The organism is Shimia sp. W99 (assembly GCF_053851455.3).
The window spans coordinates 22,069-36,730 of record NZ_JBSQBU020000001.1; the positions used below are offsets into that span (position 1 = coordinate 22,069).

Below are 14,662 nucleotides of genomic sequence, written 5' to 3' on the forward strand. Positions count from 1 at the left end.
ACTAGCGCGCCTTTATAATTATTCTAAGTTGTACTTTTTTATGGGGTTGATAGTTTTTCATTATGATAAATATCACCCTTCGCCAGCTGCGCTATTTCGAGGCCCTTGTTCAACAACGCCACTTCGGTCGGGCCGCTGATGTCTGCGCGATTTCCCAGCCTGCCTTGTCGGTTCAGATCAAAGAGTTGGAAGAAACCCTGGGGGTGCAACTCTTTGAGCGGTCTGCCAGAAATGTGCGTCTGACCAGCTTTGGTGAAGATTTCGCCGTTCGTGCCCGCGAGATTCTCCGCTCGATCGAAGAACTGGGCGACATGGCGCGCGCGGCGCAAACAGGGTTTTCGGGGCGGTTGCGAATCGGCGTTATTCCCACCATCGCCCCTTATCTTTTGCCCAGTATTATTGGCGCCTTGTCACAACGGTACCCCGATCTCGACATTCACGTACGCGAAACGCTGACATCCACCCTTTTGCGTGAACTGTCGGAAGGTCGGCTGGATACCGCCATACTTGCCTTGCCGGTTGACGAGCCGGGTTTTGAGGAAATCGCCCTTTTTAGCGAGGAGTTCGTCCTCGTCAGGCCTGGATGGGATGGTGACAAACCTGTGCCTTCTGGAGAGGATCTGCGCAAGATGAGGCTTTTGCTGTTGGAAGAAGGGCATTGTTTTCGGGATCAGGCGCTGGCGTTCTGCAATGTGCGCAACGCGCTTCCAAAGGAGGGGCTGGACGGGAGCAGCCTGTCGACGCTTGTTCAGATGGTTGGTGCCGGGATCGGTGTAACGCTTATTCCGGAGATGGCCGTCCCGGTTGAAACCCGTTCTGCAAAAGTGGCGGTGTCGCGGTTCGATGTCGCGACGCCGCGCCGATCCATTGGAATGATCTGGCGAAAAACCAGCCCGCTGGCGCCGCAACTCAAGCAAATCGCCGAAGTGGTGCGACAGTCCGGCGAAGCACTACGCGCCAAGTTGTGACGCGGCACGCGCAAGGGTTTCGATCTCCTCCCATGCGCCTTTCGAGATCAGGTTCTTTGGGGCAACCCAGCTTCCGCCAGCACAGATCACATTGGGGAGCGCAAGGTAGTCGTTTGCATTGGTCGGACTCACGCCCCCGGTCGGGCAGAATGTAATTTGGGGCAGGGGGCTGGCGAGTGCGCCAAGTGCCTTGGCACCGCCCGAAGCTTCCGCAGGGAAAAACTTGAGCATGTCGTATCCGCGCTCCAGAAGCCGCATGGCTTCGGTGGCTGTAGCCGCGCCGGGTAGGAGCGGCAGACCTTCGGCCTCGCATGCCGCGAGAAGCCGGTCGGTTGCGCCCGGTGATACACCGAATGTGGCCCCAGCGGCCTTGGCCAACTGGACATCCTTGGGGGTCAGCAGGGTACCGGCGCCAACGATGCCCCCTTCCACCTTGGCCATTTCGGTAATGACCTCGAGAGCCGAAGGTGTGCGTAAAGTCACTTCAAGAACGGGCAGTCCGCCAGCAACGAGTGCTTTTGCCAAGGGGCGGGCATCCAATGGATTGTCGACAACCAGGACGGGGATGATCGGGGCCATGGCGCAGATTTCGCGCGCGCGTTCGCTGGCTTGTTGCGGGGTGACAGGCATGGATCAGACCTCGAAAATGGATGCGCCCCGCGTGGCAGGACCGACTGCGTTGCGGAAAGCCGAAAACAGTTCCCGACCTGTTCCTGCATGTGCGCCTGACAGGTCCACGGTGGCAGACGAGCGGCTGTCAAGGTTTTCGACCAAAGCCTCCAACACACCCTGTTCCGCGTCGACACGCAGAAGATCACCGTCACGCAGTTTGGCGATCGGACCGCCATCGAGCGCTTCGGGGCTGACGTGAATGGCCGAAGGAATCTTGCCCGATGCGCCCGACATGCGCCCATCGGTGACAAGGGCAACTTTCTGTCCACGCCCCTGAAGAATAGACAGGATCGGGGTGAGGCTGTGGAGTTCGGGCATGCCGTTGGCCTGCGGCCCCTGGAAACGCACAACAACAACGATGTCACCGGTCAGATCACCAGCCTTGAACGCGGCTTTGACGGCATCCTGATCGTGAAACACGCGGGCAGGTGCCTCGACAATGCGGTGTTCGGGCGCCACCGCCGAGACTTTCATGACGGACGTGCCGATATTCCCGCTCAGACGCTTGAGACCGCCTGTGGGTTGGAATGCCCTGTCGTGAGCGCGCAGGATCTTGTCGTTCAGGCTTTCGGTCGGACCATCGACCCAGTGCAGATTGCCATCCACCAGCTTGGGGTCACGGGTGTAGTTTTCGAGGCCCTGTCCAGCGACGGTTTGCGTATCCGGATGCAACAACCCGGCGGCCAGTAACTCGCCAATCATAAAGCCCAGTCCACCGGCGGCGTGGAAGTGATTCACATCCGCAAGCCCGTTGGGATAGACACGCGCGAGCAATGGTGTGACGTCGGAGAGGTCTGAGAAATCCTGCCAGTCGAGAATGATGCCACCCGCTCGGGCCATCGCCACGAGATGAATGAGTAGGTTAGTGGACCCGCCAGTCGCGTTAAGCCCGACGATCCCGTTCACGAAGGCGCGCTCGTCGAGGATCTGGCACACAGGCGTATAGCTGTCGCCAAGTGCACTCAGCGACAGCGCACGTTGCGCGCCGGCGCGGGTCAGGGCGCTGCGCAGGGCCGTGTTAGGTGTGACGAAGCTTGCGCCGGGGAGGTGTAGCCCCATGAACTCCATCAACATCTGGTTCGTGTTTGCCGTACCGTAAAAGGTGCACGTTCCTGGACCATGGTAGGCGGCCATTTCCGCCGCCATCAGGGCGTCTCGCCCGACCTCTCCGGCGGCAAATTTCTGGCGGATTTTGGCTTTTTCGTCATTGGCCAGCCCGCTTGTCATCGGACCTGCCGGAAGGAAAACGGCAGGGAGGTGCCCGAAAGCCTGGGCGCCGATGACAAGCCCCGGAACGATCTTGTCGCAAACACCAAGAAATACCGCTGCGTCGAACGTGTTGTGGCTCAGCGCAACGCCGGTTGCCAATGCAATCACGTCCCGCGAAAACAGGCTCAACTCCATGCCGGCTTCGCCCTGCGTGACCCCGTCACACATAGCCGGAACGCCCCCGGCCACCTGGGCTGTGCCCCCGATTGCGCGGGCTGCGTCGCGGATCATTGCCGGGTAGGTTTCGAAAGGCTGGTGTGCGGACAGCATGTCGTTATAGGCGGTGATGATCCCCAGATTGCCCGCATTCCCGTTCGCAAGCGCTGATTGATCGACGCCCGCGCCAGCGAAGGCATGCGCCTGGTTGGAACAGTTCAGGTGCCCGCGTGCGGGGCCTCTTTTGGCCGCGGCATCCATCCGGTCCAGATATTTCTGGCGTGTTTCAGCGCTCCGCGCGACAATTCGGTCGGTCACGGTCTTTATGGTTTTTTGGAGCGCCATATCGGAACCCTTCAAAGAAATTTCGCTTTGCCCCGGCGTCAGGCGCCGATCGCTCTCCAACGTCGACCGTCCCGATGCAACAGCATCAGGGACTCTTCCGGTCCCGAGCCACCCGCATCGTAGGCAACCGGACGCAGTGGCGATTCTTCCCAGGCCGCGATGATCGGATCGGCCCATCTCCAGGCCGCCTCGACCTCGTCCCCACGCATGAATAGCGTCTGGTCGCCACGGATTACATCCATGATCAATCGTTCATATGCATCCTGAGAATGCAAGTCGCTTCCCAGGGCATCCGCAAATGTCATGTCCATGTCGACTTCTTTCAACCGCATTCCGCCTGGTCCGGGTTCCTTGATGGTGGTGCGCAGCGTTATGCCCTCATCTGGTTGCAGACGGATGATGAGTGCATTGCCCTTGCGGCCTTCCATGGGCGGAAAGATCATGTGGGGTGGATCGCGGAATACGACAGCAATTTCCGAGGCGCGCGTTCTCAGACGTTTTCCGGTGCGCAGGTAAAACGGTGTCCCGGCCCATCGCCAGTTGGCCACGGCAAGTTTGAGCGCAACGTAACTTTCAGTGCGCGAGTCTGGTGCCCCGGCATCTTCGGAATACCCGGACATGCCGTTCCAGTCGCGGTATTGGCCGCGGACGATGTTTTCCAGGGCCACAGCCCCAAGCGCCTCGATAACCTTGACCTTTTCGTCGCGGACCGCGTTTGGTTCAAACCGCGAAGGCGGCTCCATCGCGATCAGGCAAAGGAGCTGCATAAGGTGGTTCTGCACCATGTCCCGCATCGCGCCGGACCGGTCATAATACCCGCCACGCCCCGCCACGCCGATATCTTCGGCGACAGTGATTTGCACATGATCGATATGCGTGCTGTTCCAAAGGGGCTCGAACAGGGAATTGGCAAAGCGTAGTGCCATCAGGTTCTGAACTGTCTCTTTGCCGAGGTAATGATCGATCCGATAAATCTGGGTTTCATCGAAACTGCGAAGCAGATCTGCGTTCAAGGCCTTGGCCGAAGCGAGATCGCGACCAAAGGGTTTTTCAACGACGATCCGAGTGTCTGGCGTTGCAATCCCGCGCTTGCTGAGCTGATCGGCAATCGAACCAAAGAGATCGGGGGAGACGGACAGGTAGAAGGCCTGAATCATGTCGGGGCGCAACAGCTGTGCCAACTCACTCCATCCGGCGTCGCCGGTTGCATCGGCCTGTACGTAATACAGCCGCTCGAGGAAGGCCGCGAGGTCGTCCGAGGGGCGTTGGTCGGCGGCCACAAACTCTTCCATCGCCGCCTTGACCTGATCTCGGAAAGCATCCGCCGTCATGTCGGAACGTGCCGCGCCTATGATGCGGGATTCGAGCGGCATCTGGCCGACACGGAACCTGTGAAACAAGCCCGGCAGGATCTTTCGGCGGGCAAGATCACCTGTTGCGCCAAAGATGACGAGGTCAAAGGGGCTGACCGGAATGACGCGCGCAGCCATCGGTCTTTACCCCGCCATGCGCATTGGCGCCGTGGGCGCGCTGCGCAAAAGGGCCCCCATCAGGCGGCCATTGTCCAGCATCCGATTGGAGAAGCCCCACTCATTGTCATACCAGCTCACCACCCGCACCATACCGTCACGCGTGACTGAGGTTTGCGCCGCAGCAAAGACAGAAGAATGCGGATCGTGGTTGAAGTCGATTGAGACAAGCGGGTCTTCTTCGTAGCCCAGAATGCCAGCCATTTCGCCATGGGAGGCTTCGCGGATTGCTGCGTTCACAGCTTCTCGGCTCGTGGCGCGTTCGGGCATGAAACAGAAATCCACCATGGAGACATTGGGCGTCGGGACGCGCACGGCTGATCCCTCGAGCCTGCCCTCAAGCTGGGGGAGAACATGAGAAATCGCACGGGCGGCGCCGGTTGAGGTCGGGATCATCGACATCGAAGCGGCGCGGGCGCGGTAAAGATCGTCATGATTGGTGTCGTGACTTGGCTGATCGCCGGTGAAAGCGTGGATCGTGGTCATGTAGCCGGTCCGAATGCCGACGGCCTTGTCCAGAACCTTTGCGACCGGCGCAAGGCAGTTTGTTGTGCAGGAGGCGTTTGAGACGATCACGTCTTCATGCGTGAGGTCCTGATGGTTGACGCCAAAAACAACCGTGCGGTCCACGTCGGATCCAGGGGCAGAGATCAGGACGCGCTTGGACCCGTTTGCGAGAAGCAGTCCAGCATTTTCGCGGCTTTTGAACAGCCCAGTACATTCAAACGCGATGTCAACGTCCGCCCATGGCAGGTCCTGCGGGTTGCGCTCTGAAGTCAAACGGATCGTACTGCCGGCCAGTTTCAGGGTGTTGCCCTCAAGCGTAACGGGGGTTTTCAGGCGGCCATGTACGCTGTCATATTTGAGGAGGTGAAGAAGGTTTTGCGCGGGGGCGAGATCGTTGATGGCAACGACCTCAAGGTCTTTTGCACCGCTTTCGATCAGCGCGCGCAAAACGCTCCGCCCAATGCGCCCGAATCCGTTGATGGCGATCTTCGTGGTCATGTTTTTCCTCCACATGCTCAGCACCTGAAACCGGATCAACGCAAATTTGCTCACCGTTAGCGCTATCGGTATCGCTATCGGTACAGGTGTCCATCTCAAAAATCAACCCTTGCTCCGGCGTTTTGCGATTGCGCATTCCTGCTTGCGGTTTCGAGGAAGTTGTCGGACCATCGAGCCATGGCAAAAAAGCTTCTTCTGAAAGATGTTGCACGTCTGGCGGGGGTCAGTGAAATGACCGCATCCCGCGCACTTCGCGGTGCGCCGGACGTTTCGCCGACGACGAAACAAAAAATCCAAGAGATTGCCCGAGATGTCGGATACGTTCCGAATCGCATTGCCGGGGCGCTGGCGTCGAACAAGGTCAATCTTGTCGGCGTCGTTGTTCCCAGCCTAAACAGTTCTGTTTTTCCCGAGGTGCTCTCGGGTATCTCGTCAAGTTTGCGCGACACGCAACTGAAACCTGTGATTGGCGTGACCGGCTATGATCTGCAGGAAGAGGAGGAAGTCATCCGAGAAATGCTGAGCTGGCGCCCGGCGGGGTTGATTGTCGCGGGGCTGGAACATTCCGATCCGGCGCGCAGAATGCTGGGCGCTGCTGACTGCCCCGTGGTCGAAGTGATGGATGTGGATGGCACGCCGATCGAGCATTGCGTGGGAATCTCCCATCTGCAAGCCGGGCAGGACATGGCCCGGATCATTCTGGACAAGGGGCACCGGCGCATCGGATTTGTCGGAACGAAGATGCCGCAGGATTTCCGGGCCGAAAAACGTTTGCGGGGGTTTCTGGGTGAATTGGAAAAGAGCGGCGTAACACTTTGGGATCAGGAGCTTTATTCCGGAGCGTCCTCGATTGAAACCGGGCGGAACCTGACCGGGCAACTGCTTGCGCGCTCACCCGAACTGGACTGCATCTATTTCTCCAGCGACATGATGTGCGTGGGGGCGTACATGCATTGCCTGGCAGAGGGGATTTCGATCCCCGGGGACCTTGCGCTTGCAGGCTTCAACAACCTCGACCTGCTCAAGGGACTGCCAATGCAATTGGCAACGACGGATGCACACCGTTTTGAAATTGGTCAACAGGCGGCTCAGATCGTTTTGGATGCAAGGCAAGGAATGCCCATGCCGCCGCACATCGTCAGGCTCGACCCCAAGGCTGTGCCCGGACAGTCTCTCTGAACCGTCCTGGCTGGAAAGATCAGGCGTTGTCGAGCGCCTGTGCGATCAGTTTCGGGATATTCGCATCCTCTCCCAATGGGCGGAGAAGCTTGCCCTGAAAGTCAGCCTTTTCAAGCGCTTCCGGGATATCTTCTCGACAGTGATCCCCTTCCAGCGCAAAGAAGGGAAGACAGATCGAGTGCGGGCCAAGGCCTGTAGCGGCCGCGTCGACATAAGGCTCTTCCTCGATGAAGCCGAGCGTGATTTTTGATTTTGGAACAAGTGGTTGTAGGGTGTTTGCGAAAGCTCTGGCAGCCTTGGCCGCCTTGTCACCGCGACCTGATCCATGGGCGGCAAGCAGGATCGATGTTTCCTCCTCGCGCCAGCCATTTTCGAGGATCGCGTTCCGTAGAATATCCGACGCCAGCGCTGGCAGGTTCGGATCAAACCCCAGCGGGTCAAGAATGTCCGGGGCGTTTGCGCCAAGCCGTCGGGGGAGCACCCGGCTCACGAACCAGCCGTCGGACATGAACATTGGGTAGATGACCCCACCTGCGGGCATTTCGGCCACCTGTGTCTCAAGCGCGTTTGGGGCCGCGATGGTGGCGGAGCGCACGCGCCACCCCTTGAGGTGGCTTTCGACATCGCGCGCCAAATCTGCCAGGCGGCGTTCGGGGGGCGCCGGGTCCGAGGGTTGGCCGTGGGCAACGATCAAGGCGTATTTGAGGGGCTCATCGGTCACGCGGCGGTCTCGACAGCGTTGCGCAGGTCATCAGGCAGATCAAATTCACTCAGGGCGCGCGTCCGTGCATCTGTCGACATTTTTCGCGCCGTTTTGTGAACAATATCAACGACTTTCTCGTGGGAATGCTTGGCCGCGAAGGGGGCGAAGTACCACTTGAGAAACACAAAACAGATCACGTCTTCCAGCGCCTGAACAAGTTCGTTGCGCTTGATGCCTTCCTTGCGGAGCATCTTGCCCACGGTGTCGATGTCTTCGGCGTCATAGCCCGCATCGGCCATGATCTCGCCTACGCGGGTCGCGTGATGTGCGGCAAGATCGCGACGCCATTTGAGATAGCCAGCGCGCCCCTCGGGATAGTCAACCCGCTTGAGGACCCAGCGTTCGATATGCTGGCCCCGGGCGGCGATTTGCAGGGCATCCGGCGCATCCGGGAAAAGGCGGGCGACTTCGGAACTCATGCGTTGACCATAAAGCAGGGCTTCGGGCTGGCCTTCATCCTGGCGCGGATCTTGTGCGTTGGCGGCATCAATGGCGGCTAGGGTGACGTCAAGTTTGGACATGAAAGGTGGCTCCGATGGCTGGTCTGTTCGAGGCGAAACCTATGTGGGTGCAGGCGCAGGGGCAACCCGGCAAAACCCGATTTCGGCGCTTCGGTATCACGTCGGTATCACGTCGGTATTACGTCGGTATCGAGGTGCCGGATGAGAAACGGACCCGGATTCAGAAAGGTTTTGTTCAGATGTCAGCACGAACCGGCGCAGAGCGTCCGGGTTTATGGGTTTGTAGAGCAGTGCGGCACCCAGATCCGCGCAGGTCTGCCCCAGCGCGGCGTCGCGGTTCGCGGTGATCACGCAGGCCGGGATCGGGCCAAACTGGGCGTGCAATGCTGCGACGGCATCGGTGCCGAATTCTCCGTGATCGAGCTGATAGTCGGCAAGTACAACATCGGGCGCGATGTCAATCTCGGCCAGAAGGGCAAATGCCTCTTGTGCGGAGGCGCAGGCGAGTACGTCTGCCCCCCAGCTTTCCAGCGTCACGGTGAGGGCGTGGCGCAGCTCGGCGTCGTTTTCGATCAGGAGCACAATGCGATGGACTGGCATGTCCGCATCGGTTGACGGGGGGGACGCGGTGCGCGCCCGGGCAGGGCGGGCCAATGGCAGGTCGAGGGCAAAGCGCGTGCCGCGTTCGGGGACGGAGTGCATGACGAGCGGGTGGGACAGCAGGCGACAGGCCCTGTCGACAATGGCGAGCCCCAACCCAAGACCTTCGGCGGGGCTGGCGCTGGCATTGACGCGGTGAAACTCGTCAAAGACTTTCTCTTGCTGATCTTCGGGAATGCCGGGGCCGGTGTCGATGATTTCAACCCGGACACGTCCGTCTTCCTGCGAGACGGCAATGTCGACGCGCCCGGCGTCGGTATAGCGCACGGCGTTGGCGATCAGGTTCTGCAGGATACGGCGCAGGTAGGTGGCATCGCTTTTCACCGTGGCGGGGGCGGCATCGAGGGCAAAGGCCAGCCCCTTGTCGCGGGCCAGTGGCTGCATTTCGTCATGAAGTTGGGCAAGCATGTCGTGCAGCGCAATTTCCCCCATGTCCACGGACGCGGCGCCCGAATCCAGCCGTGAGATGTCCAGCAAGGCCCCGAGGATATGTTCGACGCTTTGCAGAGCATTGTTGGTCTTGGCCAGCCGGTCGCGCTGGGCGGCATCTTCGAGGTCGCTTTCCAGCGAGGCGACATAGAGCTTGGCCGCCGACAAGGGTTGCAGGAGGTCATGGCTCGCGGCGGCCACGAAGCGGGATTTGGAGGCATTGGCGCGTTCGGCCTCGGCCAGCGCGTCTTCAAGCTCGAGCGTGCGTTCCATTACACGCCGCTCTAGTGTTTCGTTGACCTCGGAAATGGCGCGCATGGCGGCGCGTTCGGCGGAGATGTCGGTGAAGGAAATCACGAAGCCGCCATCCGGCATCTGCTGGGCAAAGACCGCAAGGGTACGGGTGCCGCCGACCGCGATTTCAAAGGACAGGGGCGCGCGGCGCGTGTCGCTGGCGGCCCAGTCGGTCAGGGTCTGGGCATCGGCGCCATCGAGAAAGGCCATGTCCCTGCCGAGTTGTTCGAATATGGATGCAAAAGGCGAGCCGATGCGAAAGCGCCCGACCGGGATCGACAAGAGTTCGCCGACTCGCCCGTTCCAGCCCACCAGCCGCGCGGCGCTGTCAAAGATACAGATGCCCTGATTGAGGTGTTCGAGCGTGGCCTTGATCAGCCGCGCCTGGTCATCCAGCAGGCGTTCGCGTTCCTGACGTTCCAGAAGCACCATGTCGGTGACATCGGTTTGCAGCACCACCGTGCCGCCATCGGGGGTGCGGTGTTCGCTGACTTGCAACCAGCGGCTCCCGGCCATGCGGGCGTTGAAGACGACGTGGTTGTCTTCGTGCCGGGCAAGGCGTTGCGCCGCCCATGCGGCGGGGGTGTCGCCTTCGGGCAGGGACAGGTAGGGGCTTTCGGACACCAGCCGGACATAATCGCGAAACTGCAGGCCCGGTCTGAACAGGTGATGGATGTCGCGCATGTGTTTGCCAAAGCGGCTGTTGCACATGACAAGGGTTTCGTCGGCGTCAAACAGGGCAAAGCCCTCTTGCACGGTTTCGATGGCGTTGGCGAGGTTGGCGCGGGCGGCTTCGGCGGCGGCGTTGGCCTGCGCAAGCTGGGCGTTGGAGTCGTTGAGAAGGTCAAGCGCCTGTTCGAGTTCGCGGGTGCGGGCGCGGACCTCGTCTTCGAGCATGACCGAACGTTCGAATTGCGCGTAGGCAACGCCGGCCGCATCACCGCCCTGTTCGGCGCGGCGCATCAGGGTGCCGATGATCTTGAGCAGTTTCTCGTTCTGCCGCTCAAGGCTGTCTTGCGGGTTGATCAGGCTTTCGGGCATGGCTTAGCCCCGCTCTGGCGGATAGATCGCAACCCCGGTCAGGGTCTGGTTCACATGCATCGAGTTGACCTGTTCGCCATAGGTGGAAAAGCCGACGACACGGTGGCGGGCGAGCAGGCGCGAGAGGTCGTTGGCCATTTGTTTCTGCTCGGCCTCGACCCGGCGGAGCAGGCAGTCGCACCCAAGGATCATGTCGGGCGGCCCTTGTTCGGAGAGGGCGGAAAGCTCGCGTTCGAGATGCGTGACCATGTTTTCCGGTTCGGCCAGCGTGAGGATCACGCCTTCGTCGATGGCCGAGAAGAACACGAGGTCGCCGTTTTCGGCGACCCGCTGGATGGCGCGGACATGGGTCTGTTCGCCGATACGCACCACGACCGGATGGGCGGCGAAGGTGAAGGTGGACAGCTGTTCGGGGTCCTTGCCGAGCAGGCGCGCATATTCGCGCGCCGCCGGTTCGGCGTTGATTTCATGCACCAGCCGTTTGGCCGGGTCGGCGCCGGTCACGACCATGCGGCGCGGGGTGGGCTGCAGGTGGTCGGTGTTGAAGACCCGGATCGGGCAGTCCGAGCGCACCTGGATCAGCACGGCGGCGTTGGTGCGCAGCTGGTCTTCGTGAAGAATGTAGGTGGTGCCGAAATCGTTGCCATCCCCGGCGGAGCCACCAAAGAGCGGCACCGGCCCAAGTCCGACGGCAAGCTCGGCGGCAAGCGCGTCTTCTCGGGTGGAGAGGCCATCGACCAGCAAAAGGGCAAACTCGCTGTGCCAGTCAGGGTGATCGGCGGCAAGAGCGTGGCGGTTGCGAATGGTGTCGGCGATCAGGTCTTGCGGGGCAAGGTTGGTGAGATCGTCAATCAGAAGCGGCGCGGCGGCGAAATGGGCGCTGGGCAGGCCAATGGCAACGATCTCGCCCTCGGTATAGCCATCGCGCCCCAGCTCTCCGGCGGTGGTGCATCCGACAACACGCGCGGGCGCGAAACGGCCACTTGCGGCTTGCATGAAGCCTTGCAAGTCTGTTTGAGGCGACAGGAACAGGATCACGAGGGAGAGATCCGCAGGCGAAAGCGCGGCCACCAGTTGATCCACGGCGTCGGGGGCGCGGCACTCGGCAAATGCCGTGCGCACCAGTCCTGTTGCCTGAACAGGCTCTGCCATGGACAGGCCGCTGACCTCGTCCATCCGCTCTCCTCCCTTGAACGCCCGCCAGAATAGGCAGGCTAGCCGTTTTGGCGCAAGACCTGGTCGAAACTGGTTTCCTTGGCGATCAGCACCGCCTGGGTTCGGCTGTGTACGCCCAGCTTGCGCATGATCGCGGTGACATGTGCCTTGACCGTGGTTTCGGCAATCGACAGTTCAAAGGCGATCTGCTTGTTGAGCTTGCCTTCGCAGATCAGCTGCAGGATGCGCGCCTGTTGATTGGTCAGCGAAGCAAGGCGCGTAAGGGCATCATCGCGGGCCAAGGCGGCATCGTCCTGCATCAGGACGCAGCCTTCGGGAACGAAGGTTTCGCCGCGTGACAGGGTGTCGAGCGCACGGCGAAAAACGTCTCGCTGGCTGTGCTTGGGGATGAACCCGGCGGCACCGGCCTGAATTGCCGACGAGATCACGCGGTTGTCGGCCATGGAGGAAACGACCACGATCGGCGCGCGCGTGGCTTTGCGCAGGCGCAGCAGGCCATCAAGCCCGTCCACATCGGGCAGGTTCAGATCCAGCACGACGAGGTCCGGCGTCGCGCCCTGTTCCAGCTGTTCAAGCGCGTCGCCCAGCCGGGGTGCGGTCGCGATCTCGCGCACGGTCGAGACGGCCTGAAGCGTCATGGTGAGCGCATCGCAGAACAGCGGGTGATCATCGACCACGAGGGCGCTGTGGAAGCGGGGCTTGGAGCGGGGCGTGGCGGTCAGGGTCATGTCGATCGGGGCCTTTGTTCCGGGACCAGCCTAGCAGGGGAATGAAGCCGCGCCAAATGCGCCAAAGGTCGTAAGCTGGGCAAAGTTCTGCCGTGCATTGGCAAGCGGGCTTGATTGGTGTCGTCGCAATCTTAGGTATTGGCCGGACAACAAGGAAACAACATCATGCGCACAGCACTTCTGAGGGCAGCACTGGCAGCGGGGGTCGGTTTGGCCGCGCTTCCCGCCTGGGCCGAGTTTCAAACGCTGGAAGGGACCGTCGCCTATCGCGAGCGGATCGCCCTGCCGCCCGGTGCGCTGGTCGAAGTGCAGTTGGTTGATGTGTCGCGCGCCGATGCGCCCTCAACTTTGCTTGGCGCCGTCACCGTGCGCCCGGAAGGTCAGGTGCCGGTCAAGTGGCAGTTGACCTATGACGATGCGATGGTGTCTGAAAGCGGGCGGTTCGCGGTGCAGGCGAAGATCACCGTGGAGGAAAGGACCATGTTCCGCACTACGCAGGTCTTTCCGGCGCTGACGCAGGATGCCCCGAAAAAGGTGGATGTGATGGTGAATATGATGTCCGAGCCGGACATGCCGGGGCTGGAAGACACGAGCTGGAGTGCGATCTCCCTGCCGGGGGTCGAGCTTGATACCGATCGCTTACCGCTTTTGGCGTTTGATGTCGCGGGCCGGGTCTCCGGGACCAGCGGCTGCAACAGGTTCAATGGTGGGGTGGAACACGAAGGCGATGCGCTCAAGTTTGGCCTGATGGCGGTCACGAACATGGCCTGCCCCGGACCTATGGATCAACAGGAGCGGGCCGTGTTCAGGGCGATGGAGGAGACTGTATCTTACCGTATCGACGACGGCACGCTGGTTCTGCTCAACGCGGCGGGCGAGGGGCTGATGTGGTTGAAGGCGGAATAACTCCCGCCTTTCTGACCTAGATCAAATCACATAACGAATACCGCATATAAACCTCGGTCGTAGATTTTCGACCGAGGTTTTTCTCATGTTCCGACTCGCCTTTATCCTGCACCTGTTCATCGGTTCCACGCTGGCCGGCATCGGGGTTATCGTTGCCCTTGTCATCGGTCAGGATACGCTGGCCCCGATCCTGATTTCGGCGCTGATCGGATTCATCATCGCCTTTCCGGTCACATGGGTCGTTGCCAAGAAGCTTTACGAAACCGGGGCGTGATCCAGCCACGCCTGCACCGACTGGATGAACTCGCGCGGTTTTTCGGCGTGAAGCCAATGGCCCGCGCCGGTGATCTTGGCAAAGCGTGCCTTGGGGAACAGGGCGCGCATGACGGGGCGGTGTTCGGGGCGCACGTATTCAGAGTCGGCGCCTGAGAGGAACAGGGTCGGGCCGTCATAGGTGCTGCTGACGTCTGGAAAGGCGAGAATCTTTGGCATCTCGCGGTCGAGCGTTTCGAGATTGAGACGCCAGCGTTTGTCGGTCAGATCAAGCGATTGCGTGAAGAAGCTGCGCAGGGCCGGGTCGTCAACGGTTTCGGCCAACTGGTCCATGGCCTCGGAACGCTTGGTGACAGTGCTCAGGTCCACGGCGCGCATCGACTGGATGTGCTGGGTCTGGTCATGTTCATAGGTGACCGGCGCGATGTCGGCCACGATGAGGCGTTTGACAAGCTCGGGACGGGTGAGGGCCAGAACCATGGCCGCCTTGCCGCCCATCGAGTGCCCGAGCACATCCATCGGTTTGCCTTGTGCCTCGATCACTTCAGCCAGATCGGCGGCCATGTCCTCGTAGGAATGGGTGTCAAACCACGGGCTGTGGCCGTGGTTGCGCTGATCCACGGAAACCACGCGGCGGGTCATGGCAAGGCGCTTGCCAATGGCGCTCCAATTTCGGCCCGAGCCAAACAGGCCATGCACGATCAGCAGGTCGGGAAGGTCGGTGGCGGTGCCGTATTCGATGAGGTTCAACATGACCGCGTGATAGCGCGGCTTGGCGCCGGGTTCCAGAGTGGTTGAGTGTGTCAGG

14 protein-coding genes are annotated in these 14,662 nt (G+C 60.9%); 4 read left to right on the forward strand and 10 right to left on the reverse strand.

The features are described from left to right. Positions 1 to 62 precede the first annotated feature (62 nt). Positions 63 to 968, forward strand: a complete 906-nt coding sequence (locus ACS3QZ_RS00100) for a hydrogen peroxide-inducible genes activator (protein WP_456036005.1) — start codon at positions 63 to 65, stop codon at positions 966 to 968. Here ACS3QZ_RS00100 and eda read toward each other — a convergent pair. Genes eda through gap form a run of 4 tightly spaced genes read right to left on the reverse strand, consistent with a single transcriptional unit; the run spans position 951 to position 5,944 of the window. Further along, on the reverse strand, positions 951 to 1,598 hold the full coding sequence (eda, locus tag ACS3QZ_RS00105) for a bifunctional 4-hydroxy-2-oxoglutarate aldolase/2-dehydro-3-deoxy-phosphogluconate aldolase (RefSeq protein WP_456036006.1): 648 nt from the start codon (positions 1,596 to 1,598) through the stop codon (positions 951 to 953). The genes ACS3QZ_RS00100 and eda overlap by 18 nt on opposite strands. A 3-nt stretch (positions 1,599 to 1,601) precedes the next feature. Continuing rightward, the gene (edd, locus tag ACS3QZ_RS00110) at positions 1,602 to 3,410 is read right to left on the reverse strand and encodes a phosphogluconate dehydratase (protein ID WP_456036007.1); all 1,809 of its coding nucleotides are present in this window, start codon (positions 3,408 to 3,410) and stop codon (positions 1,602 to 1,604) included. A 38-nt stretch (positions 3,411 to 3,448) separates the two neighbouring features. Then, positions 3,449 to 4,900 carry a glucose-6-phosphate dehydrogenase gene (gene zwf, locus ACS3QZ_RS00115; RefSeq protein WP_456036008.1) on the reverse strand — a complete coding sequence of 484 codons (1,452 nt, stop codon included), beginning with the start codon at positions 4,898 to 4,900 and terminating at the stop codon, positions 3,449 to 3,451. A 6-nt stretch (positions 4,901 to 4,906) separates the two neighbouring features. After that, entirely contained in the window at positions 4,907 to 5,944 is a 1,038-nt protein-coding gene (gap, locus tag ACS3QZ_RS00120; RefSeq protein ID WP_456036009.1) for a type I glyceraldehyde-3-phosphate dehydrogenase, read from the reverse strand. Positions 5,945 to 6,121: 177 nt separating this feature from the next. Here gap and ACS3QZ_RS00125 point away from each other — a divergent pair, with 177 nt between their 5' ends. Beyond that, on the forward strand, positions 6,122 to 7,123 hold the full coding sequence (locus tag ACS3QZ_RS00125) for a LacI family DNA-binding transcriptional regulator (RefSeq protein WP_456036010.1): 1,002 nt from the start codon (positions 6,122 to 6,124) through the stop codon (positions 7,121 to 7,123). A 19-nt stretch (positions 7,124 to 7,142) separates the two neighbouring features. On the opposite strand, the gene ACS3QZ_RS00130 is transcribed toward ACS3QZ_RS00125, so the two are convergent. The 5 genes from ACS3QZ_RS00130 to ACS3QZ_RS00150 form a co-directional block, all read right to left on the reverse strand. Then, complete coding sequence (locus ACS3QZ_RS00130; protein WP_456036011.1) at positions 7,143 to 7,844, reverse strand: sirohydrochlorin chelatase; 702 nt, start codon at positions 7,842 to 7,844, stop codon at positions 7,143 to 7,145. Beyond that, positions 7,841 to 8,407, reverse strand: a complete 567-nt coding sequence (locus ACS3QZ_RS00135; RefSeq protein WP_456036012.1) for a DUF4202 domain-containing protein — start codon at positions 8,405 to 8,407, stop codon at positions 7,841 to 7,843. The genes ACS3QZ_RS00130 and ACS3QZ_RS00135 overlap by 4 nt, the downstream gene beginning before the upstream one ends. 96 nt (positions 8,408 to 8,503) lie before the next feature. After that, positions 8,504 to 10,771 (reverse strand): hybrid sensor histidine kinase/response regulator, encoded by a 2,268-nt coding sequence (locus ACS3QZ_RS00140; RefSeq protein ID WP_456036013.1) that lies wholly within the window; start codon positions 10,769 to 10,771, stop codon positions 8,504 to 8,506. A 3-nt stretch (positions 10,772 to 10,774) separates the two neighbouring features. Continuing rightward, positions 10,775 to 11,947, reverse strand: a complete 1,173-nt coding sequence (locus ACS3QZ_RS00145) for an FIST N-terminal domain-containing protein (protein WP_456036014.1) — start codon at positions 11,945 to 11,947, stop codon at positions 10,775 to 10,777. 38 nt (positions 11,948 to 11,985) lie between these two features. Further along, the gene (locus ACS3QZ_RS00150; protein ID WP_456036015.1) at positions 11,986 to 12,675 is read right to left on the reverse strand and encodes a response regulator; all 690 of its coding nucleotides are present in this window, start codon (positions 12,673 to 12,675) and stop codon (positions 11,986 to 11,988) included. 165 nt (positions 12,676 to 12,840) lie between these two features. Between ACS3QZ_RS00150 and ACS3QZ_RS00155 the strand changes: the two genes are divergently transcribed. Then, positions 12,841 to 13,581 (forward strand): YbaY family lipoprotein, encoded by a 741-nt coding sequence (locus ACS3QZ_RS00155; RefSeq protein ID WP_456036016.1) that lies wholly within the window; start codon positions 12,841 to 12,843, stop codon positions 13,579 to 13,581. An 85-nt stretch (positions 13,582 to 13,666) separates the two neighbouring features. After that, positions 13,667 to 13,855, forward strand: coding sequence for a CTP synthetase (locus tag ACS3QZ_RS00160; RefSeq protein ID WP_093095240.1), 189 nt, complete (start codon positions 13,667 to 13,669; stop codon positions 13,853 to 13,855). Here the strand turns inward: ACS3QZ_RS00160 and ACS3QZ_RS00165 are convergent. Continuing rightward, a complete protein-coding gene (locus ACS3QZ_RS00165) occupies positions 13,837 to 14,607 on the reverse strand; it encodes an alpha/beta fold hydrolase (protein WP_456036017.1) in 771 nt (256 codons plus the stop codon). The two genes, ACS3QZ_RS00160 and ACS3QZ_RS00165, sit on opposite strands and share 19 nt — an antisense overlap. Positions 14,608 to 14,662 lie beyond the last annotated feature (55 nt).